This window comes from Pseudomonas sp. Sample_10 (assembly GCF_004321495.1).
In the GTDB taxonomy this organism is placed as follows: Bacteria; Pseudomonadota; Gammaproteobacteria; order Pseudomonadales; family Pseudomonadaceae; genus Aquipseudomonas.
Genome location: NZ_RCOE01000242.1, coordinates 1 through 20,851, shown reverse-complemented (window position 1 = coordinate 20,851; position 20,851 = coordinate 1). Strand labels below are relative to the sequence as shown.

At 59.4% G+C, this 20,851-nt stretch carries 17 protein-coding genes and 1 pseudogene; 7 read left to right on the top strand and 11 right to left on the bottom strand.

Annotated features, from left to right (window positions below; genetic code table 11):
* Positions 1 to 13 precede the first annotated feature (13 nt).
* The 3 genes from D8U18_RS23870 to D8U18_RS23860 form a co-directional block, all read right to left on the bottom strand.
* The gene (locus D8U18_RS23870) at positions 14 to 1,258 is read right to left on the bottom strand and encodes a lipoprotein-releasing ABC transporter permease subunit (RefSeq protein ID WP_056857032.1); all 1,245 of its coding nucleotides are present in this window, start codon (positions 1,256 to 1,258) and stop codon (positions 14 to 16) included.
* A gap of 63 nt (positions 1,259 to 1,321) precedes the next feature.
* A complete protein-coding gene (gene lolD / locus D8U18_RS23865) occupies positions 1,322 to 2,005 on the bottom strand; it encodes a lipoprotein-releasing ABC transporter ATP-binding protein LolD (protein ID WP_177336614.1) in 684 nt (227 codons plus the stop codon).
* 7 nt (positions 2,006 to 2,012) lie between these two features.
* Positions 2,013 to 3,263, bottom strand: a complete 1,251-nt coding sequence (locus D8U18_RS23860) for a lipoprotein-releasing ABC transporter permease subunit (protein WP_056857030.1) — start codon at positions 3,261 to 3,263, stop codon at positions 2,013 to 2,015.
* A 94-nt stretch (positions 3,264 to 3,357) separates the two neighbouring features.
* Here D8U18_RS23860 and D8U18_RS23855 point away from each other — a divergent pair, with 94 nt between their 5' ends.
* Positions 3,358 to 3,939, top strand: a complete 582-nt coding sequence (locus D8U18_RS23855) for a PilZ domain-containing protein (RefSeq protein WP_056857029.1) — start codon at positions 3,358 to 3,360, stop codon at positions 3,937 to 3,939.
* Between the two features lie 14 nt (positions 3,940 to 3,953).
* Positions 3,954 to 4,676, top strand: a complete 723-nt coding sequence (locus D8U18_RS23850; protein ID WP_131108634.1) for a glycerophosphodiester phosphodiesterase family protein — start codon at positions 3,954 to 3,956, stop codon at positions 4,674 to 4,676.
* 42 nt (positions 4,677 to 4,718) lie between these two features.
* Here D8U18_RS23850 and sthA read toward each other — a convergent pair whose 3' ends face one another.
* The 3 genes from sthA to D8U18_RS23835 all read right to left on the bottom strand — a co-directional run bounded on the left by sthA (position 4,719) and on the right by D8U18_RS23835 (position 8,951).
* Positions 4,719 to 6,113 (bottom strand): Si-specific NAD(P)(+) transhydrogenase, encoded by a 1,395-nt coding sequence (sthA, locus tag D8U18_RS23845; protein ID WP_131108632.1) that lies wholly within the window; start codon positions 6,111 to 6,113, stop codon positions 4,719 to 4,721.
* 207 nt (positions 6,114 to 6,320) lie between these two features.
* Entirely contained in the window at positions 6,321 to 7,265 is a 945-nt protein-coding gene (locus tag D8U18_RS23840; protein ID WP_241664349.1) for an FAD:protein FMN transferase, read from the bottom strand.
* 222 nt (positions 7,266 to 7,487) lie between these two features.
* Entirely contained in the window at positions 7,488 to 8,951 is a 1,464-nt protein-coding gene (locus D8U18_RS23835) for a glyceraldehyde-3-phosphate dehydrogenase (protein WP_056857026.1), read from the bottom strand.
* 363 nt (positions 8,952 to 9,314) lie between these two features.
* On the opposite strand from D8U18_RS23835, the gene mfd reads away from it, so the two are divergent.
* Genes mfd through D8U18_RS23820 form a run of 3 tightly spaced genes read left to right on the top strand, consistent with a single transcriptional unit; the run spans position 9,315 to position 16,046 of the window.
* Positions 9,315 to 12,764 (top strand): transcription-repair coupling factor, encoded by a 3,450-nt coding sequence (gene mfd / locus D8U18_RS23830; protein ID WP_056857025.1) that lies wholly within the window; start codon positions 9,315 to 9,317, stop codon positions 12,762 to 12,764.
* A 10-nt stretch (positions 12,765 to 12,774) separates the two neighbouring features.
* The gene (locus tag D8U18_RS23825) at positions 12,775 to 13,341 is read left to right on the top strand and encodes a CsiV family protein (RefSeq protein WP_056857024.1); all 567 of its coding nucleotides are present in this window, start codon (positions 12,775 to 12,777) and stop codon (positions 13,339 to 13,341) included.
* A gap of 11 nt (positions 13,342 to 13,352) precedes the next feature.
* The gene (locus D8U18_RS23820) at positions 13,353 to 16,046 is read left to right on the top strand and encodes a DEAD/DEAH box helicase (protein ID WP_131108628.1); all 2,694 of its coding nucleotides are present in this window, start codon (positions 13,353 to 13,355) and stop codon (positions 16,044 to 16,046) included.
* A gap of 141 nt (positions 16,047 to 16,187) precedes the next feature.
* On the opposite strand, the gene nagZ is transcribed toward D8U18_RS23820, so the two are convergent.
* Both nagZ and D8U18_RS23810 read right to left on the bottom strand, forming a co-directional pair.
* Positions 16,188 to 17,198 carry a beta-N-acetylhexosaminidase gene (nagZ, locus tag D8U18_RS23815; RefSeq protein WP_130907245.1) on the bottom strand — a complete coding sequence of 337 codons (1,011 nt, stop codon included), beginning with the start codon at positions 17,196 to 17,198 and terminating at the stop codon, positions 16,188 to 16,190.
* 158 nt (positions 17,199 to 17,356) lie between these two features.
* Complete coding sequence (locus D8U18_RS23810; RefSeq protein WP_056857021.1) at positions 17,357 to 18,064, bottom strand: TetR/AcrR family transcriptional regulator; 708 nt, start codon at positions 18,062 to 18,064, stop codon at positions 17,357 to 17,359.
* Between the two features lie 229 nt (positions 18,065 to 18,293).
* On the opposite strand from D8U18_RS23810, the gene lexA reads away from it, so the two are divergent.
* Together lexA and sulA are read left to right on the top strand one after the other, a co-directional pair.
* Complete coding sequence (gene lexA, locus D8U18_RS23805; RefSeq protein WP_056857020.1) at positions 18,294 to 18,902, top strand: transcriptional repressor LexA; 609 nt, start codon at positions 18,294 to 18,296, stop codon at positions 18,900 to 18,902.
* Between the two features lie 10 nt (positions 18,903 to 18,912).
* Positions 18,913 to 19,389: an SOS-induced cell division inhibitor SulA gene (gene sulA / locus D8U18_RS23800; protein WP_131108626.1), complete on the top strand. Its 477-nt coding sequence runs from the start codon at positions 18,913 to 18,915 to the stop codon at positions 19,387 to 19,389.
* Positions 19,390 to 19,480: 91 nt separating this feature from the next.
* Here sulA and D8U18_RS23795 read toward each other — a convergent pair whose 3' ends face one another.
* The 3 genes and pseudogenes from D8U18_RS23795 to D8U18_RS23785 all read right to left on the bottom strand — a co-directional run.
* Complete coding sequence (locus tag D8U18_RS23795; RefSeq protein ID WP_046041430.1) at positions 19,481 to 19,714, bottom strand: hypothetical protein; 234 nt, start codon at positions 19,712 to 19,714, stop codon at positions 19,481 to 19,483.
* A 94-nt stretch (positions 19,715 to 19,808) separates the two neighbouring features.
* On the bottom strand, positions 19,809 to 20,333 hold the full coding sequence (locus D8U18_RS23790) for a DUF6586 family protein (RefSeq protein ID WP_056857018.1): 525 nt from the start codon (positions 20,331 to 20,333) through the stop codon (positions 19,809 to 19,811).
* Positions 20,334 to 20,471: 138 nt separating this feature from the next.
* A pseudogene (locus tag D8U18_RS23785) lies at positions 20,472 to 20,851 on the bottom strand (DNA topoisomerase I subunit omega); the annotation flags it as partial.

The window sequence follows — 20,851 nt, the reverse complement described above, 5'->3', positions numbered from 1 at the left end:
GCACTGGTAATCCTTATGAATACCGCAACGCATGCGCCGGCTCGATCTTCGCCGCTCGCCACGCCGGGTAAACCGTGGCCAGGAAGCTCAGGACAAACCCAGCGGTGCAGATCAACGCAACATCAGCACCTTGCAACTCGGACGGCAAGTTGCTGACGAAGTACACATCGGAACTGAAGATGTGCTGCCCGGTTACCCGCTCTACCCAGCCCACCATCTCGCTGACGTTCAACGCCGCGATCACGCCGAGCACACCGCCAATCAGGGTGCCGACGATACCGATAACCGTGCCCTGCACCATGAAGATCGCCATGATCTGCCGTGGCGTGGCACCGATGGTGCGCAGGATCGCGATGTCCGCGCCCTTGTCGTTCACCACCATGATCAGGGTGGCGATGATGTTGAACGCCGCCACCGCAACGATCATCAGCAACAGCAGGCCGATCATGGTTTTTTCCATTTTCATCGCGCTGAACAGGCTGCCCTGGGTGTGAGTCCAGTCATCGGCCTTGTAGGCGGCACCGAGCCCGGTGGCGATATCGCCCGAGACTTTTGGCGCAGCGTACAAATCCTTCACCGCCAGACGCACGCTTTGTACCTGGTTCGGCTCCCAATGCTGCATCTGCGCAGCATCGGCAAGGTGGATAAGCGCCATCGAGCCATCCAGCTCGGCGCCGACCTTGAACACACCGACCACGTTCAGACGCTGCATGCGCGGAGTAATCCCACCCGGTGCAGTACTGACTTCCGGAACGATCAGGGTGATTTTGTCGCCTACGTTCAGGCGAAAGCGCCGCGCCGTGATCTCGCCGATCACGACGCCGAATTCACCCGGTTTCAAGGCATCGAGACGCCCCTGGACGATGTGCTTGGCGACGATCGACACCTGACCTTCCAGCGCCGGATCGACACCGCTGACCTGGATCGGCTGCATCGTGCCCTTGTAGGACAGCATGCCTTCCATCTCGGTGAACGGCACGGCTGCGGTCACTTCCGGGTTTTTCATCGCCGCCGCCGCGACCGGCTGCCAATCATCGATCGGGTTTACACCGACGATGGTGGCGTGCGGCACCATGCCGAGGATGCGCGAGCTCATTTCACGCTGGAAGCCGTTCATCACCGACAGCACCACGATCATCGCCAGCACCCCCAGGGCGAGGCCGATCATCGAAGTCATCGAGATGAAGGAAACGAAGCGATTGCGGCGCTTGGCGCGGGTATAGCGCGTGCCGATAAAGATCGATAACGGTCTGAACATTCGCTGGGGCACCGTATAAAAATAAAAGACCCGAGGCCTGTTCAGGCCTCGGGTTTCAATCCGTCAGATGGGCGTCAGGCAACCTTCCTGCAAGTGCAGGACGCGGTCCATCTGGCGGGCGAGGTTCATGTCGTGGGTCACCACCAGGAACGCTGTGCGCATCGAGGTGCTGAGTTCCAGCATCAAATCCTGAATGCCTTCGGCGGTGTGTGAATCGAGGTTGCCGGTCGGCTCATCGAGCATCACCAGACCCGGATTGTTCACCAGAGCCCGGGCAATCGCCACGCGCTGCCGCTCGCCACCGGACAACTCGGCCGGTTTGTGCTCCAGGCGATGCCCCAGCCCTACCCGCTCCAGCAACGCCGTGGCACGCTGGCGCGCTTCGGGGATCGCAGTCTTGCCGATCAGCAGCGGCATGCAGACGTTTTCCAGCGCGGTGAATTCCGGCAGCAAGTGATGGAACTGGTACACGAAGCCAAGCGCGCGGTTACGCAGCAAACCCCGCTTCTTCTCGCTCAGCGCCGAGAGTTCTTCACCGTCGAGCCAGACGCTGCCCGTTGACGGCGTATCCAGACCACCCAGCAAATTGAGCAAGGTACTCTTGCCCGAACCCGACTTGCCGACAATCGCTACACGCTCACCCGGGTGCAACTCCAGTTGCAGACCGGCCAGTACCTCAACCGACTCCGGGCCTTCCTCGTAGGACTTGCCCAGGCTGCGGCAGCTCAAGATTGCTTTTTCACTCATGCCCGACTCACTCATAACGTAGCGCCTCCGCAGGCTGGGTGCGCGCGGCACGCCAGGCTGGATACAGGGTGGCGAGAAAACTCAGGACCAACGCCGCAGAGCAGACCATCACAACGTCCTGGCTCTGCACCTGCGACGGCAGGTAATCAATGAAGTACACGTCGGCGTTGAGAAACTTGTGCCCGATCAAGCCTTCGAGGGCGGAGATCGCGGCACTGACGTTCAACGCAGCGAAGATCCCGACCACCGCGCCGATCGCCGTGCCGACCACACCGATGACCGTGCCTTGCACCATGAAAGTGCGCATGATCGTGCCCGGCGTGGCACCCAGCGTGCGAAGGATCGCGATGTCGCCCTTCTTGTCGTTCACCACCATCACCAGGGTGGAAATGATGTTGAAAGCGGCGACGGCAACGATCAGCAGCAGCAACAGGCCGATCATGGCTTTTTCCATGCGGATCGCCTGATACAGGTTGCCGTGGGTGCGCGTCCAGTCGCGGGCGTAGAAATGATCCTCGCCGAGCTCCCGGGCAATATTCCACGCGGTACGCGGTGCCTGGAACAGATCATCGAACTTCAGGCGCAGGCCCTGGACCTGATCCGGTTTCCAGCGATGCAAGCGCGCCAGGTCCTGAAGGTTGGTGATGCCCAGGTAACCATCGAGTTCGCCCGCGCCAACGTGGAAGATGCCCACCACGGTAAAGCGCTTCATGCGCGGGAACATCCCGGCCGGGGTCACCGTGACTTCGGGCGCCACGAACGTCAGCTTGTCGCCAACCGCCGCACCGAGTTTCGCCGCGGCCTTGTCGCCGATGACAATGCCGAACTCGCCAGGCACCAGGTCGTCGAGTTTGCCCTGCTGCATGAAGTGATCGATGATCGACACCTGACGCTCCAGCGCCGGGTCAATGGCATTGAGCAGTACTTTCGAGACCTTGCCGTTGTTGGTCAGCAAACCCTGCATTTGTGTAAATGGCGCTACGGCCGTCACCTGCGGGTTCTGCTTGACCTTGGCGGCCAGGCTTTGCCAGTCGCTGATGGCTTCACCGGATTCGATGGTCGCGTGGGGCACCATGCCCAGCACGCGGGTGCGCATCTCATGATCGAAGCCGTTCATGACCGACAGCACGACGATCATCACGACCACGCCGAGGGCGAGCCCGATCATCGAAGTCAGGGAAATGAATGACACAAAATGATTGCGACGCTTTGCACGGGTGTAACGCGTGCCGATAAATACGAAGAGAGGTCTGAACATGTCGGGGCTTGTTCGGAGGGAAAAGGAACGTCCTTGTGGCGGGGGTCGATAACCAGCTTTACACTCAGACCACCGCCGCTACCATGGGTTCGCCATGTCGACATTAGATGAAGAAGATCGCCGCGAATACTACCGTATCGAGGACACGATCGCACTGGAAATTCGGCCCCTGTCCGCTACCGAAGCCACAGGCCAGGAAGTGTTGCAGGATGCTTCCCCACTCTTCAACCTGCTCAGCGAATTGCACCTGAGCGAATTCGAGTCGCAGCACCTGTTGCGCCAGATCAATGAGCGCGACCGCAACATCGCCGCGTTCCTGAAGTCCCAGAACAAACGCATCGATTTGCTGAGCCAGGTCATCGCCCTGACGGTGCTCGGGCAAATTGGCGAACCGCAGCCGGTGATCATCTCCGAGGGTGGCATCGACTTCCAGCACCCCACGCCAATCGCCGCCGGCTCTCGCCTGTCGGTCAAGCTGGTACTGATGCCACAAGCCTTGGGTTTGTTGCTGCGCGCTCGGGTCACTCATTGCGACCGCAAGGGCGATGGTTTTGACGTCGGCACCGAATTCGAACACCTGACCGACGCCCAGCGGCAACTGTTGGCCCGGCATATCTTGCAAAAGCAGGCCCAGGAACGACGCCTGGCCCGCGAACAACTCGAATCAGGCAATTAATTTAAGGAAGAACCGTGACCCTCATCTACGGCCATCGCGGCGCCAAGGGCGAAGCACCGGAAAATACCCTGACCAGTTTTCAGGAATGTCTCAAGCACGGCGTGCGCCGCTGCGAACTGGACTTGCACCTGTCCAAGGACGGCGAGTTGATGGTCATCCACGACCCGACGCTCAAACGCACCACCGACCGGCGCGGCAAGGTCGCCGAGCACACGGCCGCCGAACTGGTGACGTATGACGCGCGCAAGGGTGGCCCTGGCTGGATCAAGCCGTGCCCGATCCCGACCCTGGAAGAACTGTTCGAAAAATGCGATTTCGAGCATTGGCAACTGGAAGTCAAAAGCGCCTCACGCACCCGCGCCGCGACCACCGTTCTGGCGATCCGCGAAATGGCGCAACGTCATGGTTTGCTGGACAAGGTGACAATCACCTCAAGCTCCCGTGAAGTGCTCAAGGCCGCGCTGGACCTGGTGCCGGACGTTTCCCGCGGACTGGTGGCCGAGTACGCCTGGCTCGACCCGTTGAAGGTCGCGGCAAGCTATGGCTGCGATATTCTGGCGCTGAACTGGACCCTGTGTACGCCGGAACGCCTGCAAAAGGCGCAGCGCCAGGGGCTGCATGTGTCGGTATGGACAGTCAACGAGCCCGCGCTGATGCGCAGACTCGCCGACTTCGGCGTTGACAGCCTGATTACAGACTTTCCCGGTTTGGCCACTGCCACGCTCGAGAATTGCTGAAATCGGTCTCCCCGGCCGGCTCAGGCCACCGGCCGGAGCCGCTCAAAAAAGCCGGTTGAGGCCATCGTACGCCGCGACCCGATAGGCTTCGGCCATGGTCGGGTAGTTGAACGTGGTGTTGACGAAATACTTCAGGGTGTTCAGCTCGCCCGGCTGGTTCATGATCGCCTGACCGATGTGCACGATCTCCGACGCCTGATAACCGAAGCAGTGAACGCCCAGTACTTCCAGGGTATCGCGGTGGAACAGGATCTTCAGCATGCCTTGCGGCTCGCCGGCGATCTGCGCACGCGCCATGCCCTTGAAGAACGCCTTGCCCACTTCGTACGGCACCTTGGCCTGGGTCAGCTCCTGCTCGTTCTTGCCGATCGAGCTGATCTCCGGAATGGTGTAGATGCCGGTCGGCACGTCGTTGACGAAACGCCAGCTGCCATTGTCGACGATACTGCCCGCAGCGGAACGGCCCTGGTCATGGGCGGCACTGGCCAGGCTCGGCCAGCCGATCACGTCACCGGCGCCATAAATGTTCTGGATGCCGGTGCGGTAATTTTCATCGACTTCGATCTGGCCACGGCCATTGACCTTCACGCCAATGTTTTCCAGACCGAGCTGATCGGTGTTGCCAGTACGGCCATTGCACCAGAGCAAGGCATCGGCCTTGATCTTCTTGCCGGACTTGAGGTGCAGGATCACGCCGTTGTCCACGCCTTCGACGCGGTCGTAGTCTTCGTTGTGGCGAACCGTGATGTTGTTGTTGCTGAAGTGGTAGCTCAACGCCTGGGAAATTTCCGAGTCGAGGAAGCTCAACAACTGGCCACGGTTGTCCACCAGTTCAACCAATACACCCAGACCACTGAAGATCGAGGCGTATTCGCAACCGATCACGCCGGCGCCATAAACGATGAGTTTGCGCGGGGTGTGGCCGAGGCTGAGGATGGTGTCGCTATCGTAGATACGCGGGTGGTGGAAATCGATGTCCGCCGGGCGATACGGACGCGAGCCGGTGGCGATGATGATGTGCTTGGCCACCAGTTTCTCGACCACGCCATTGGCGCAGACCACTTCGATGGTTTGCTCGTCGGCGAAGCTGCCGGTGCCGAAGAACACGTCGACGCGGTTACGGGCGTAGTAGCCGGTGCGCGAGGCGACTTGTTTGGAGATGACTTTTTCGGCGCTTTTCAGGACGTCCGGGAACGAGAACCAGCGCGGCTCACCAATGGCCCGGAACATCGGGTTGGTGTTGAACTGCATGATCTGCCGGACCGAGTGACGCAGTGCCTTGGACGGGATGGTGCCCAAGTGAGTGCAGTTGCCGCCGACCTGGCGACGGCTATCAACCATCGCCACCTTGCGCCCTGCTTTGGCGGCGTTCATTGCCGCGCCTTCTCCCGCCGGGCCGGAACCCAACACCACCACGTCGTAGTTGTAGACAGCCATGCGTACTCCTCAGAACAGGCCGTGGCGCCATCGGCACCTGCGGCTAAATCACGCCAATCTGTGGCATGAAGGAACAATTTGGGGCCAGTGCAGAACCCGGACACAGTCTATAGAAGCGTCAACGCCGCGCACATTAACCCTTGGTCGCGTCGTAGGCTAGTTTTGCCTGCACTACAACGCCACTTTTCAGTGCTTGAAGCGCCGCAGTCATTCGGTTTTTCCAGCGTTGATGCGTTCAAAAGCGTGACTGGTACGTGTGACGAATCCTGTATCGGCACGGATCACAAAAAATGCGCCGATACCGTGTTTTTCCGCGTAATCCCAACCGCGCTCCGGGCCGAGTATCAACAACAGCGTCGATAAGCCATCGGCCATCAACGCCGAAGGATGAATCACTGTGACCGACGCCAGTGTGTGTGCGACCGGTGTACCGGTGCGGGCATCGAAGGTGTGGGAATAACGCTTTCCATCCTGCTCGAAATAATGGCGGTAGTCGCCGGAAGTGGACAGGCCGTAACCGTCGATGGAGACAATGCGCTCCGCCACCTGCTGATTATCTCGTGGTTCTTCCAGTGCGATGCGCCATGGCGAACCGTCGGCCTTGTTGCCGGAGGCTTTGAGTTCACCCGTGACCTCGGCGAGATAGTCGTGGATGCCCATCGCCTCGAGTCGTGCGGCAATCGTGTCCACCGCATAACCGGCGGCGATGCTGTTGAAGTCGACCTCGACGGCGGCGTCCTTGCACAACTGGTCGCCGTCGATACGCAGATGGGCATATCCCACGCGCTGCCGCACTTCGGCAAGCGCTTGCGCCGTCGGGACTTTTTCCTCGCGAGCCTGGGGGCCGAAGCCCCAGAGATTGAGCAGCGGCTCCACGGTCAAATCGAACGAACCTTCACTTTGCGCTGACAGCTGCTCGCCGACGCGGACCAATTCGAGAACCGGCGCGGGCATTTTCTGACAACTGTCGACGGGCAACCGGTTGAAGCGTTCGATATCGGAGTCGCTGCGGTAGGTCGACATTTGCCGGTCCACTTCGGCCAGGATCTTTTCGACTTCGACCCGCACCTCTGCCAGAGCGGGAATACCGACGTGACGAACGTATTTGATCGAATACGTGCTGCCCATGGTCTGGCCGCCAAAGCTTTGCATGGCGTCGCCATTGCTGCAGCCCGCTAATGCCCCGAACAACAGCAGATGAACCCAATGCCAACTTTTCAACAAGCCCGACGCTCCCGAAGACATCCCCTGACACCGCGCCAGAGCCCATCATTATGCATGTCCCTGCAAGGGCTGCCCTGCCTGCCCTTCCAGACACTGCACAAACAAAAACGCCCCGACCAAAGCCGGGGCGTTTTCATCTGCAGCTAAAGCTTAGCGCGGGAATGCTGGCGGGTTTACACCGGCCATGTCTTCCATCACGCGAACCACCTGGCAGCTGTAACCGAATTCGTTGTCGTACCAAACGTACAGTACAACGCGGTTGTCTTGGGTGATGGTCGCTTCAGCGTCCACAACGCCTGCGTGGCGAGAGCCAACGAAGTCGGTGGAAACCACTTCCTGAGAGCTGACGTAGTCGATCTGCTTGTGCAGATCCGAATGCATGGCCATCTGGCGCAGGTATTCGTTGATCTCTTCGCGCGTGGTGGCTTTTTCCAGATTCAGGTTCAGGATCGCCATCGACACGTTTGGCGTAGGAACGCGAATCGCGTTACCGGTCAGCTTGCCCTTCAACACTGGCAATGCCTTGGCAGCCGCTGTGGCAGCACCGGTCTCGGTGATAACCATGTTCAGCGGCGCGGCGCGGCCACGACGGCTGCCCTTGTGGAAGTTGTCGATCAGGTTCTGGTCGTTGGTGAACGAGTGAACGGTTTCGACGTGGCCATTGACGATGCCAAACTTGTCGTTGACTGCCTTGAGCACCGGCACGATGGCGTTGGTGGTGCAGGAAGCCGCCGAGATGATCTTGTCATCAGGGGTGATGTCGCCATGGTTGATGCCGTGCACGATGTTCTTCAGCGCGCCCTTGCCAGGTGCGGTGAGGATCACGCGGGCAGCGCCCGGGCAGGCCAGGTGCTGGCCCAGGCCATCGGCGTCACGCCATACACCGGTGTTGTCGACGATCAGCGCGTTTTCGATGCCGTACTGGGTGTAGTCGACTTCGGCCGGGCTCTTGGCGTAGATAACCTGGATCAGGTTGCCGTTGGCGGTGATGGTGTTGTTGGCTTCATCAATGGTGATGGTGCCATCGAACGGGCCATGAACCGAGTCACGACGCAGCAGGCTGGCACGCTTGACCAGATCGTTCTCGGCGCCCTTGCGGACAACGATGGCGCGCAGGCGCAGGCCGTCGCCACCACCGGTTTTCTCGATCAGGATGCGCGCCAGCAGACGGCCGATACGACCGAAGCCGTACAGGACAACGTCAGTGCCTTTGCGGGCGGAAGCGTTCTGCTGGCCAACCACGTCAGCCAGTTCTTCACGAACGAACTGCTCGGCAGTACGGTCTTTGCCTTCGGCCTTGAATTTGGCCGCCAGCTTGCCCAGGTCAACCGAAGCGGCGCCGAGCTTGAGCTCGCTCATCGCTTTGATCAGCGGGAATGTTTCGTGGACGGACAGCTCGGAATCGTCGGACTGACGGTGACGAGCAAAGCGGTGAGCTTTGAGAATCGCAATGACTGAACGATTGATCAGGCTGCGGCCATAGATCGAGCTCACCACGTTGTTATTGCGGTAGAGCTGACCGATAAGCGGAATCATCGCTTCTGCGAGTGCTTCACGGTCGATCCATTCACCAAGACACTGGTCGGGCTTCTGAGTCACGGGAACCTTCCACATGTAGGGGCAGAAAAAAGGGGCTACATTATGCCGCCGAGTGACGCGTGTAGCAATGCGCGCCTGTCGTGCGACCCGTAACATTTTCCTGTTCAAAAAAATTGCGCAGCGCTAAAGCCCAGTAAAACCGGGGCTTTCAGAAGAGTCAATTTTTTGGAGATATCGTTACCTTGTCCGTAACCCTCCGTAACACCCTGACGTTTTACCACTACATAATTGGATTTTTCCGTTAAAAAACCACGGTATTTTGTCTTTACCACTACATTTCACCAAACCTGCGTAATAGACACAGTCTGCAACTGACAGGCGGCACTCCGGGCCGCTACAATTACCGACTTTGTCGCAACGCTTGGAGCTCAACCTTCCGTGCCCGTTCTGCGTCTACCGCTTCTCCCTGCCGCGGCAGGTAAACAGCACTGGGGCAATCTGCCCGGTGCCGCCCTGAGCCTGGCCATTGCCGAGGCCGCCAGCGCTGCCAAGCGCTTCACCCTGCTGCTTACAGCCGACAGCCAAAGTGCCGAACGACTGGAACAGGAGCTGGGGTTCTTCGCCCCGGATTTACCTGTGCTGCATTTCCCCGATTGGGAAACGTTGCCCTACGATCTGTTCTCGCCGCACCAGGACATCATTTCCCAGCGCATCGCCAGCCTGTACCGGCTTCCGGAATTGAGCCATGGCGTGCTGGTGGTGCCGATCACCACGGCCCTGCATCGCCTGGCGCCGACCACCTTCCTGCTGGGCAGCAGCCTGGTGCTGGATGTCGGGCAAAAGCTTGACGTCGAGCAAATGCGCACCCGGCTTGAAGCCAGCGGTTATCGCTATGTCGATACGGTGTACGAACACGGCGAATTCACCGTGCGCGGTTCGCTGATCGATTTGTTCCCGATGGGCAGCAAACTGCCGTATCGCATCGACCTGTTCGACGATGAAATCGAAACCCTGCGCACCTTTGACCCGGAGAACCAACGCTCCATCGACAAGGTCGATTCGGTCAAGCTGCTGCCGGCCAAGGAATTCCCGCTGCAAAAAGAAGCGGTCACTCGCTTCAAGGCGCGCTTTCGCGAACGCTTCGATGTCGATTTCCGGCGCTGCCCGATCTTCCAGGACCTGAGCAGCGGCATCACTCCCGCCGGCATCGAGTACTACCTGCCACTGTTTTTTGAAGAAACCTCGACCCTGTTCGATTACCTGCCCCAGGACACGCAAGTGTTCTCGCTGCCCGGCATCGAACAAGCCGCGGAGAACTTCTGGAACGACGTACGCAATCGCTATGAAGAACGCCGCGTCGACCCGTCCCGTCCTTTATTACCGCCCGCTGAACTGTTCCTGCCGGTTGAAGATTGCTTCGCACGCCTGAAAAACTGGCCGCGCGTAGTGGCCAGTCAACAGGATGTAGAAAGCGGCGCTGGCCGCGAACGCTTTCCCGCCCGGGAGTTGCCGAACCTGGCGATCGAAGCCAAGGCTACCCAACCGCTGGCGGCACTGGCGGGCTTCCTCGATCAGTTCCCGGGCCGCGTGCTGTTTACCGCGGAATCCGCCGGCCGTCGCGAAGTGCTGCTGGAACTGCTTGAGCGTCTGAAGCTGCGACCAAAAACCGTCGACAGCTGGCCGGACTTCGTCGCCGGTAAAGAACGCCTGGCAATCACCATCGCACCGCTGGATGAAGGTTTGTTGCTGGACGATCCAGCCTTGGCGCTGGTGGCCGAAAGCCCGTTGTTCGGTCAGCGCGTGATGCAGCGTCGGCGCCGCGAAAAGCGCGCCGACGCCAACAACGACGCCGTCATCAAGAACCTCACCGAGCTGCGTGAAGGCGCACCCGTGGTGCATATTGACCACGGCGTCGGGCGCTATCTCGGCCTCGCGACACTGGAAATCGACAGCCAGGCCGCCGAATTCCTCGCTCTGGAGTACGCCGAGGGCGCCAAGCTCTACGTGCCGGTGGCCAACCTGCACTTGATCGCCCGCTACACCGGCAGCGACGACGCTCTCGCCCCACTGCATCGCCTCGGCTCCGAGACCTGGCAGAAAGCCAAGCGCAAGGCTGCCGAGCAAGTACGCGATGTCGCAGCCGAGCTGCTCGACATCTATGCCCGCCGTGCCGCCCGCGAAGGCTATGCCTTTGCTGACCCGAAAGCCGATTACGCCACCTTCAGCGCCGGTTTCCCTTTCGAAGAAACCCCCGACCAGCAAACCACCATCGAAGCCGTGCGCGAAGACATGCTCGCGCCAAAACCGATGGACCGACTGGTCTGCGGTGACGTGGGTTTCGGCAAGACCGAAGTGGCGATGCGCGCCGCGTTCATCGCCGTGCATGGCGGTCGCCAGGTAGCGATTCTGGTGCCGACCACCCTGCTCGCCCAACAGCATTACAACAGCTTCCGCGACCGCTTCGCCGACTGGCCGGTGACCGTGGAAGTCATGAGCCGCTTCAAGTCGGCCAAGGAAGTGAACGCGGCAGTGGCGGATCTCGCCGAAGGCAAGATCGACATCGTCATCGGCACACACAAGCTGCTGTCCGACGATGTAAAAATCAAAAACCTGGGGCTGGTGATCATCGACGAGGAACACCGATTCGGTGTGCGCCAGAAAGAACAGCTCAAGGCCCTGCGCAGCGAAGTCGACATTCTCACGCTGACCGCCACGCCGATTCCGCGCACCCTGAACATGGCGGTATCGGGCATGCGCGACCTGTCGATCATTGCCACGCCACCGGCCCGACGCCTGTCGGTGCGCACATTTGTCATGGAGCAGAACAAGAGCACGGTCAAAGAAGCCCTGCTGCGTGAGCTGCTGCGTGGCGGCCAGGTCTATTACCTGCACAACGACGTGAAAACCATTGAAAAATGCGCCGCCGAACTGGCTGAGCTGGTGCCGGAAGCAAGGATCGGCATCGGTCACGGGCAGATGCGCGAACGCGAACTCGAACAGGTGATGAGCGACTTCTACCACAAGCGCTTCAACGTGCTGATCGCCTCGACCATCATCGAGACCGGCATCGACGTGCCGAGCGCCAACACCATCATCATCGAGCGTGCCGACAAGTTCGGCCTGGCCCAGCTGCATCAGTTGCGCGGCCGGGTCGGTCGCAGTCACCACCAGGCGTACGCCTACCTGCTGACGCCGCCGCGCCAGCAAATCACCGCGGACGCGGAAAAGCGCCTGGAAGCGATTGCCAACACCCAGGACCTCGGCGCAGGCTTCGTGCTCGCCACCAACGACCTGGAGATCCGTGGCGCCGGCGAACTGCTCGGCGACGGACAAAGCGGGCAGATCCAGGCAGTCGGTTTCACGCTGTACATGGAAATGCTCGAACGCGCGGTGAAGTCGATCCGCAAGGGCGAGCAGCCGAACCTCGATCAACCTTTGGGTGGTGGCCCGGAAGTCAACTTGCGCGTACCGGCGTTGATTCCCGAAGACTATCTGCCGGACGTTCACGCCCGCCTGATTCTCTACAAGCGCATTGCCTCGGCCACCGACGAGGAAGGTCTCAAGGATTTGCAGGTGGAAATGATCGATCGTTTCGGCTTGCTGCCGGAACCCACCAAGAACCTGATGCGCATCACCGCCCTGAAATTGCAGGCCGAGTTGTTGGGCATCAAGAAAGTCGATGGCGGCCCACAAGGGGGGCGCATTGAATTCGCGACACAAACGCCGGTGGACCCGCTGACCCTGATCAAACTGATCCAGAGCCAGCCAAAACGCTACAAGTTCGAAGGAGCCACGATGTTCAAGTTCCAGGTTCCGATGGAGCGCCCGGAAGAGCGCTTTAATACTGTAGAGGCGCTGTTCGAGCGCCTCATTCCGAAAACTGCTTGAAGGACGCCGCATGCGCCTGTTTCGCTCACTGACCCTGCTGATGACTTTGGTCGCACCTACGGCGTTTGCCGATGACCTGTATCAGGTCGAAATGATTCTGGTCCGTCAAAACGCCGTGCCGGCGATTGTCAGCCGTGCCGCACCGGAAGACTGGGATGCCGGCGCCAAGCGCATCGACCCTGACAGCTTTCGCACGCCGAGCCTCAATCCAGAAGTGGAAAAGCTCACCGCCAGTAACGACTACAGCGTCCTGATGCATAAAGCATGGCAGCAGACGCTGGGAGAAACACCGGTCAAGGTGGCGATCAGCGATGGCAAGGAGCAGTTCGGTCAGTTCCCTATCGAAGGCACCCTCGATCTAAAACTGGGGCGCTTCACCGATGTTGACGCCGACTTCTGGGTCAATCAGTTCAACGCCGATGGCCTGGTGACCGCCAGCGAACGCCTGAAACAGGAAAGTCATACCAAAAACGGCCAACTGAACTTCCTCGACGCCGGCCACCTCGGCCTGCTGATCAAGATCACTTCATTGACGGCGCCCGCCCCGCGGGAAGCCCCTGAAGTCGTCCCTGACTGATTGAAGTCCTCATGTCCGCGACCCTGAGCAAACCCCTGGCACCTTCCTGGGTCAGCCGATTCAAGGAACAGAGCCTGGAGCGTGGCCGCCGCTACGCACTGGAAAATCGCGTCAGGATCGTCGAAGCCGGCGACGCCACCATCATCGGGGCTTGCGAAGGCTCTGGCGGTAACGTTTACCGTCAGACCATTCGCCTGCGTGAGTCGGCCAAAGGCACCCTGCTGATGGTCGATGCCATCTGCTCCTGTCCGGTTCACAGCAACTGCAAACACTGCGCTGCGGTACTGCTGCAAGTACAGGAGACCCTCGCCTACCCCGCTGCCGCCAAAGACGCCGAACTCCTGGAAAAACTTCAAGCCGTGCTGGAAAACCGTAGCCCCAAGGCCCCGCCGCAAGTCATGGTGGACAACGTGCAGCCAGTGCCGCGCCTGTGGCTGGCGAGCATAGAGTTCAGTGCCTTCGAGCCGCGCAATGGACGGATGCAGCGCTACATCCAGCATCGCGCTGCGCTGTCTTTCAGCTATCTGGACGAATACGTTAGCGGGCAGAAAAACACTGACATCCTGATTCGCCAGGAAACACAGACGCTACGGATAAAACGTCAGCCGGAAGTGGAACAGTCCTACCGTGAACAGCTACGGATCCTCGGTTTCAAAATCGCCACCCGGCAGAGCAAGGCCCTGCCGGAAAGCGCCGGCGAGCTGTTCGAGATGGTCAATGACAGCGCCTGGCTGACCTTCACCCTCAACGATCTGCCCAAGCTTCGAACCCAGGGCTGGGAGCTGCAGATCAACGAGGACTTCGGCTTCGACCTGACGGCCGTGGATGACTGGTACGCCACGGTCGAGCAAACACCGGAACGGGACTGGTTCGACCTGGAACTGGGCATCATCGTCAACGGCGAGCGACTGAGCCTGCTGCCCATCCTGCTGAACCTGATGCGCTCGCACACCGAGCTTCTCAACCCGGAACGTCTGGCTCGGCGTCGTGACGACGAACTGATCCTGGTGAACATTCCAAACCGGCCGAATTCCGAGTACGGCCCCCTGCAAGTCGCCCTGCCTTTCGGTCGCTTGAAACCGGTGCTGGCAACGCTCGGCGAGTTCTATCTGCAAGAGCCGGGCGAAACCACCTTACGCCTGAGCAAGGCCGACGCCACGCGCCTGAATCCGCTGGAGGACCTGCCGCTGCTCTGGGAAGGTGGCGAGCAGATCCGCACCTTTGCCCAGCGTCTGCGCGACATCAAGGATTACACCGCCACCGTCCCCGAAGGCCTGAACGCAACGTTGCGCCCCTATCAGCTTGAAGGCTTGAGCTGGATGCAATCGCTGCGGCAGCTGGAGGTTGGCGGGATTCTCGCGGACGACATGGGCCTGGGTAAAACCCTGCAAACCCTGGCGCATGTGCTCACCGAAAAAATTGCCGGCCGCCTCGACCGCCCGTGCATGGTGGTGATGCCAACCAGCCTGATTCCCAACTGGCTCGACGAGGCGGCGCACTTTACGCCGCAGCTCAAGGTCCTGGCTTTGTATGGCGCCAGCCGCAAAAAGCATTTCGAGCATCTGGCGAATTACGACCTGATCCTGACCACCTACGCCCTGCTGCCCAAGGATGTTGAACGTCTAGCCGCACAGCCGCTGCATGTACTGGTGCTGGACGAAGCGCAATACATCAAGAACCCGAACAGCAAGGCTGCACAAGCGGCCCGGGAACTGAACGCCCGTCAGCGCTTGTGCCTGAGTGGCACCCCGCTGGAAAACCACTTGGGTGAGCTGTGGTCGCTGTTTCACTTCCTGTTGCCAGGCTGGCTCGGCGACGTGAAAAGTTTCAATCGTGATTACCGCGTACCGATAGAAAAGCGCACCAGCGAAGTAAGACTTCAGCACCTCAACGGTCGGATCAAACCTTTTCTGTTACGCCGAACCAAGGAACAGGTTGCTACCGAGCTGCCGCCGAAAACCGAAATCATCCACTGGGTCGAACTCAACGAAGCCCAGCGCGACATGTACGAAACCATGCGCCTGGCCATGGACAAGAAAGTCCGCGACGAGATCACCCGCAAAGGCGTGGCTCGCAGCCAGATCATCATTCTTGAGGCGCTGTTGAAGCTGCGCCAGGTGTGCTGTGATTTGCGCCTGGTCAACGACGCCACCCTACCGACGCGCGGCAGCACGTCAGGCAAGCTCGACAGCCTGATGGAAATGCTCGAAGAATTGTTTGAGGAAGGCCGAAGGATTCTGCTGTTCTCGCAGTTCACTTCAATGTTGTCGCTCATCGAAGACGAACTGAAAAAACGCGGGGTGGACTATGCGTTATTGACGGGCCAGACCCGCGACCGACGGACACCCGTGAAAGATTTTCAAAACGGCAAGCGCCAGATTTTTCTGATCAGCTTGAAAGCAGGTGGGGTCGGCTTGAACCTGACGGAAGCGGACACCGTGATTCATTACGATCCGTGGTGGAACCCGGCGACGGAAAATCAGGCAACTGACCGCGCCTATCGTATCGGCCAGGAAAAGCCGGTTTTCGTCTACAAGCTGATTGCACGCGGCACGGTCGAAGAGAAAATTCAGCACCTGCAGAAGGAAAAATCCGACCTTGCGGCGGGGGTGCTGGACGGGCGTCAGGCTGGGGACTGGAAACTGCAGAGCGATGATATCGAAGCGTTGTTTGCGCCGTTGCCGGATAAGCTGGAGAAGCGCTGAGATTTTCAGCAGCTCAACTCCCCCTCTTCGCGAGAAGGTTCGCGCCAACAGTGATTCATGTCGGCTTCAATATCAAAGCCAAGCAAAAATCAAAATGTGGGAGCGAGCCCGCTAGCGATGGGGGGCTATTCGATTCAGTCGTCAACCAATCAATTGAGCTTCTTTGAGCGCTCCGACGGCAGCCAGCCAGCGTGGATCCTGACGATATTCAGTGCTCGCGAACGATTGCCCGCGCATCCGAGCGATGCGTGCGGAGGGCTTGACCTTCAGCCTTTGCGCGGCACTCAGGGCCAACTCGGCCGCAGCACGATCGTTGCACACCAGGCCCATGTCGCAACCCGCCGTCAGCGCCGCCTCAATGCGACTCGCGGCATCGCCCACCACATGGGCGCCTGCCATGGACAGGTCGTCGCTGAAAATCACACCATCGAACTGCAACTCACCGCGCAGGATGTCCTGCAACCAGCGACGGGAGAAGCCCGCAGGCTGGGAATCGACTTGCGGGTAAATCACGTGGGCCGGCATGACAGCGGCCAATTGCTTGCTCAACCTGGCGAACGGCACCAGGTCGTTGGCACGGATGTCGTCAAGACTGCGTTCATCGTTCGGAATCGCGACATGGGAATCCGCCTCAGCCCAACCGTGGCCAGGGAAATGCTTGCCGGTGGCCGCCATGCCGGCGCTGTTCATACCGCGAATGAACGCGCCAGCCAACAGCGCTGCACGCTCGGGATCACCTTCGAACGAGCGTGTACCCACTACTGCACTGCGCTGGTAATCAAGGTCCAGCACCGGTGCAAAGCTCAAGTCCAGGCCAACGGCAAGGACTTCGGTGGCCATGATCCAGCCGCACTGTTCAGCCAGGAATTCGGCATTCGGGTTATCGGCGATCGCACGCATGGCGGGCAACCGAACGAATCCCTGACGCAGTCGCTGAACTCGTCCGCCCTCCTGATCCACCGCCAAAAGCAGGTCAGGACGAACGGCACGAATCGCTGCGCTCAGTTCCCGCACCTGGCGCGGGTGCTCGATGTTGCGGGCAAAAATGATCAGGCCACCCACTTCGGGTTGACGCAACAGTTGGCGATCTTCAGCCGTCAGCCAGGTACCGGCGACGTCCACCATCAACGAGCCTTGCAGGCCAGCAGTCATAGAGATTCCTTGATAACGATAAACCCGGCTCGCGCCAAATCGCCACCGCAGGCAGTGCCCGGTTGATCGGCGACATTATTTGGCAGCGGGAGCAGAACGAGAGTCGGCATGGGCGGCTAGCTTAGCGGATGTAAGCAGCCGCGCCCACCCGTAAGCGGTCAAACCTTGGCGGCAACCGGTGTCGATTTGCTGCGCGGACGCAATTGTGCGGTAGCCATGGCGGTGTCGGTGACACCTGATTCGGCACGCATGCCGGCGGCGAGGAACGGCACCATCAGGCGCATGACCTGCTCGATGGAGGTGTTCACACCAAAATCGGTCTCGGCAATGGCGCGCAAGGCCTTGATCCCGGACATGCTGAAGGCTGCCGCACCCAGCATGAAGTGCACGCGCCAGAACAGCTCGATCGGTGGGATACGCGGCGCAGCTTCATTGACCAGCATCATGTAACGGCGGAACACCTTGCCGTACATGTCTTCCAGGTAGCGACGCAAATGCCCCTGGCTCTGACTGAACGCCAGACCCAGCAAACGCATGAAGATGGACAGATCGTTACCGCTGCGAGGCTGGACCACCAGCGCTTGCTCGACGAGGATTTCCAGGAGTTCTTCGAGCGTCGGCTTGTTTTCAGGCTTGGCCTGACGACGCTCAAGCTCTTTATCGAGACTGATGCAGAACGGCCCTAGGAAGCGTGAGAAAACCGCTTGGATCAGCGCCTTCTTCGATCCGAAGTGATAGTTCACCGCCGCCAGATTGACACCGGCCTTGCTGGTGATCAGACGCAACGAGGTTTCAGCGAAACCTTTTTCCGCGAACAACTGCTCGGCAGCATCAAGGATGCGTTCAACGGTTTCCGACTGGGCCATGGCTACTCCGCCTGACAAACACTTGTTTGAAACATACGTTTCAGCCTGTGCCTTGTCAAGCCTGGCAGTCCGTTTTGGGAACGGTCAGTCAGATATTTAACCATACAACGGCAAAGCTTCAATCCATTGGCTTATCGACCGTCTGGCGGGCAGTAAAAAAAGGGGCATTGCCAAGACCGTTTCACTGTATATAATCCCAGTCACTGTATAAAAAGACAGAGCGATCAATATGCTAAAGCTGACGCCACGCCAAGCCGAGATTCTGGCCTTCATCAAACGCTGCCTTGAAGACAACGGCTACCCGCCAACCCGCGCGGAAATCGCTCAGGAGCTGGGTTTCAAATCGCCCAACGCGGCGGAAGAACACCTCAAGGCGCTGGCTCGCAAAGGCGCTATCGAGATGACCCCCGGTGCTTCCCGCGGCATTCGCATTCCCGGTTTCGAAGCCAAGGCCGACGATTCTACCCTGCCAATCATTGGCCGGGTTGCAGCCGGAGCGCCAATCCTTGCCCAACAGCACGTCGAAGAATCCTGCAACATCAACCCGGCGTTCTTCCACCCCCGGGCTGATTATCTGCTGCGGGTTCATGGCATGAGCATGAAAGACGTCGGCATTTTCGACGGCGACTTGCTGGCGGTCCATACCACTCGCGAAGCCCGCAACGGCCAGATCGTGGTTGCGCGGATCGGTGACGAAGTGACCGTCAAACGCTTCAAGCGCGATGGCAGCAAGGTCTGGCTGATTGCAGAAAACCCGGAATTTGCGCCTATCGAAGTGAACCTTAAAGATCAGGAACTGGTGATCGAAGGCTTGAGTGTTGGCGTCATTCGCCGCTAAAGGAGGCTTTATGCAGTTCCCACACACACCACAGCAAGCCCAACTGCCTCTGCTGTTCGAAGCGTTCATGGCGCCGCCGCTGGAGCCAATACTGAAAGAAGTGGTCGAGTCGCCGTGGAGCACCGACCCTGAAGTCTTCAGTGAATTGTCTCTGCGTGGTGCTGCCGGGAACTGCCTGAACCTTCTGGCGCCGATTCTCAGGGAGTTGAGCGAGGAACAGGATGCCCGCTGGCTCACACTGATTGCCCCGCCTGCCAGCCTGACCCAGGCCTGGTTACGGGATGCCGGACTTAATCGCGAACGCATTCTGCTGTTGCAACCACGTGGCACACAGAGCGCCCAGCAGCTGACCTGCGAGGCCCTTCGCCTTGGTCGCAGTCATACGGTTGTCAGTTGGTTGAACCCACTGAGTACATCGTCACGACATCAGTTGATCAGCGCTGCTCGAACCGGGGATGCGCAAAGTTTGAATATTCGACTGGGTTAACTGGAAAGTGGCGCCCACTCGGGCCGCGCCGGGCTTCTCCAAGGACAGAGAAGCCGATATGAATCGAAATGTGAAAAACCGACAGACGGGATCAATGAAGGACCCGCGAACCCTCTTCCTTGTCGAATTCACCTTCCACCAGGCGTCCAGCCATCTGCACGCCAACACTCAACATCGCCTTGGCAACTTCTACATGCTGGCCTTGCAGGAACGCCTTGGCATCCTCGGAGAAATCCAAAGTAACCAGAGAACCCTCGTCCTCAGCCCTTCGCAGCTCGATACGGCCGTCTGGTAACTCAACAATTTCTAGAAAGGACGTTGGCATAAAGGTTTGTTCTCCACGAAAGGCGGGGATTATATAGGCATCGGCCATGCTTCGCTCGGGATCTTGACCAGATGCCATCCCGAAACTGTTTCTGTCAGCACTCGTTCAGGCCTTCACGAAAGCGGATCGCCAACCCCTTCAGATTCTGACGCCAGCTCTCCAACTCCTCACGACTCAGCTCTTGAGGCGCTTGCTCTTCATCGAGATTTACCGCCAGGATCAAAGGCTGAGTCACGTCGCCTTTAGGCTTGTGCGGTGCACGCGGGGGTTGAAACAGCGCCGCGTGGGCTGCCAGCAGCTTGGCCAACCAGGTTTCCGGGTTGTTGGCCAGTTCAACCATCTCGGCCATTTCCGGGATGGCAATGCTGTCCAGCACTTCACGAGTCAGCAACGACTCGGCCCGGGACGCATTGGCTTGAGGCAAGCGATAGAAACCGGCAATCTCATGACACAACCCCAACAGCGCCCCATACAAGTGAAACAACGCCGATTCGCGTCCGGCCTGAATCAGCGCCAGGGAGTTCATCGCTCGTCCCTCTTCTGCCTTGGCGAGAGCTTCCAGCGACAGGCCGGCGAAGTAAATTTTCTGGTTGGTACGGGTATAGAGTTCGTGGGCCATGACGGCAGCCTCCACAACGAAATAATTGCTTGATGCAGGTCGGACAGTGTCGTGGATCACTCGATCCGACCGCAAGCACAAAACAAGGCCGCATGAAAACCCGAGGTTTGTCATGCGGCCTTTTCAGTACCCGACGATTTACGCCTTCGCAGTCGGACGCTTGTCTTCGACTTTCCACTTGCCGCCGTCGTAGAACGCTTTCCAGCCCGTCGGTTTGCCGTCGACTTCGGTCTGGACGTATTGCTCCTTGGTCTTGCGGCTGTAGCGGATTACCGCTGGCAGACCGTCCGGGTCTTTCTTCGGTGCTTCGCACAGGAAGTGGTACTTCGGATCGATCTCATCCTTGTGCGGGATGATTTCCATGACCAGAGGGGCACGGGTCTCGCGGTTTTTCGGGAACTGACTGGCCGCCAGGAACAACCCGGAAGCACCGTCGCGCAGGATGTAGGTGTCGTTGACCTTTTCGCATTTCAGCTCAGGCATCTTCACCGGATCCATCTTCGGCGGCGCCGCGTCAC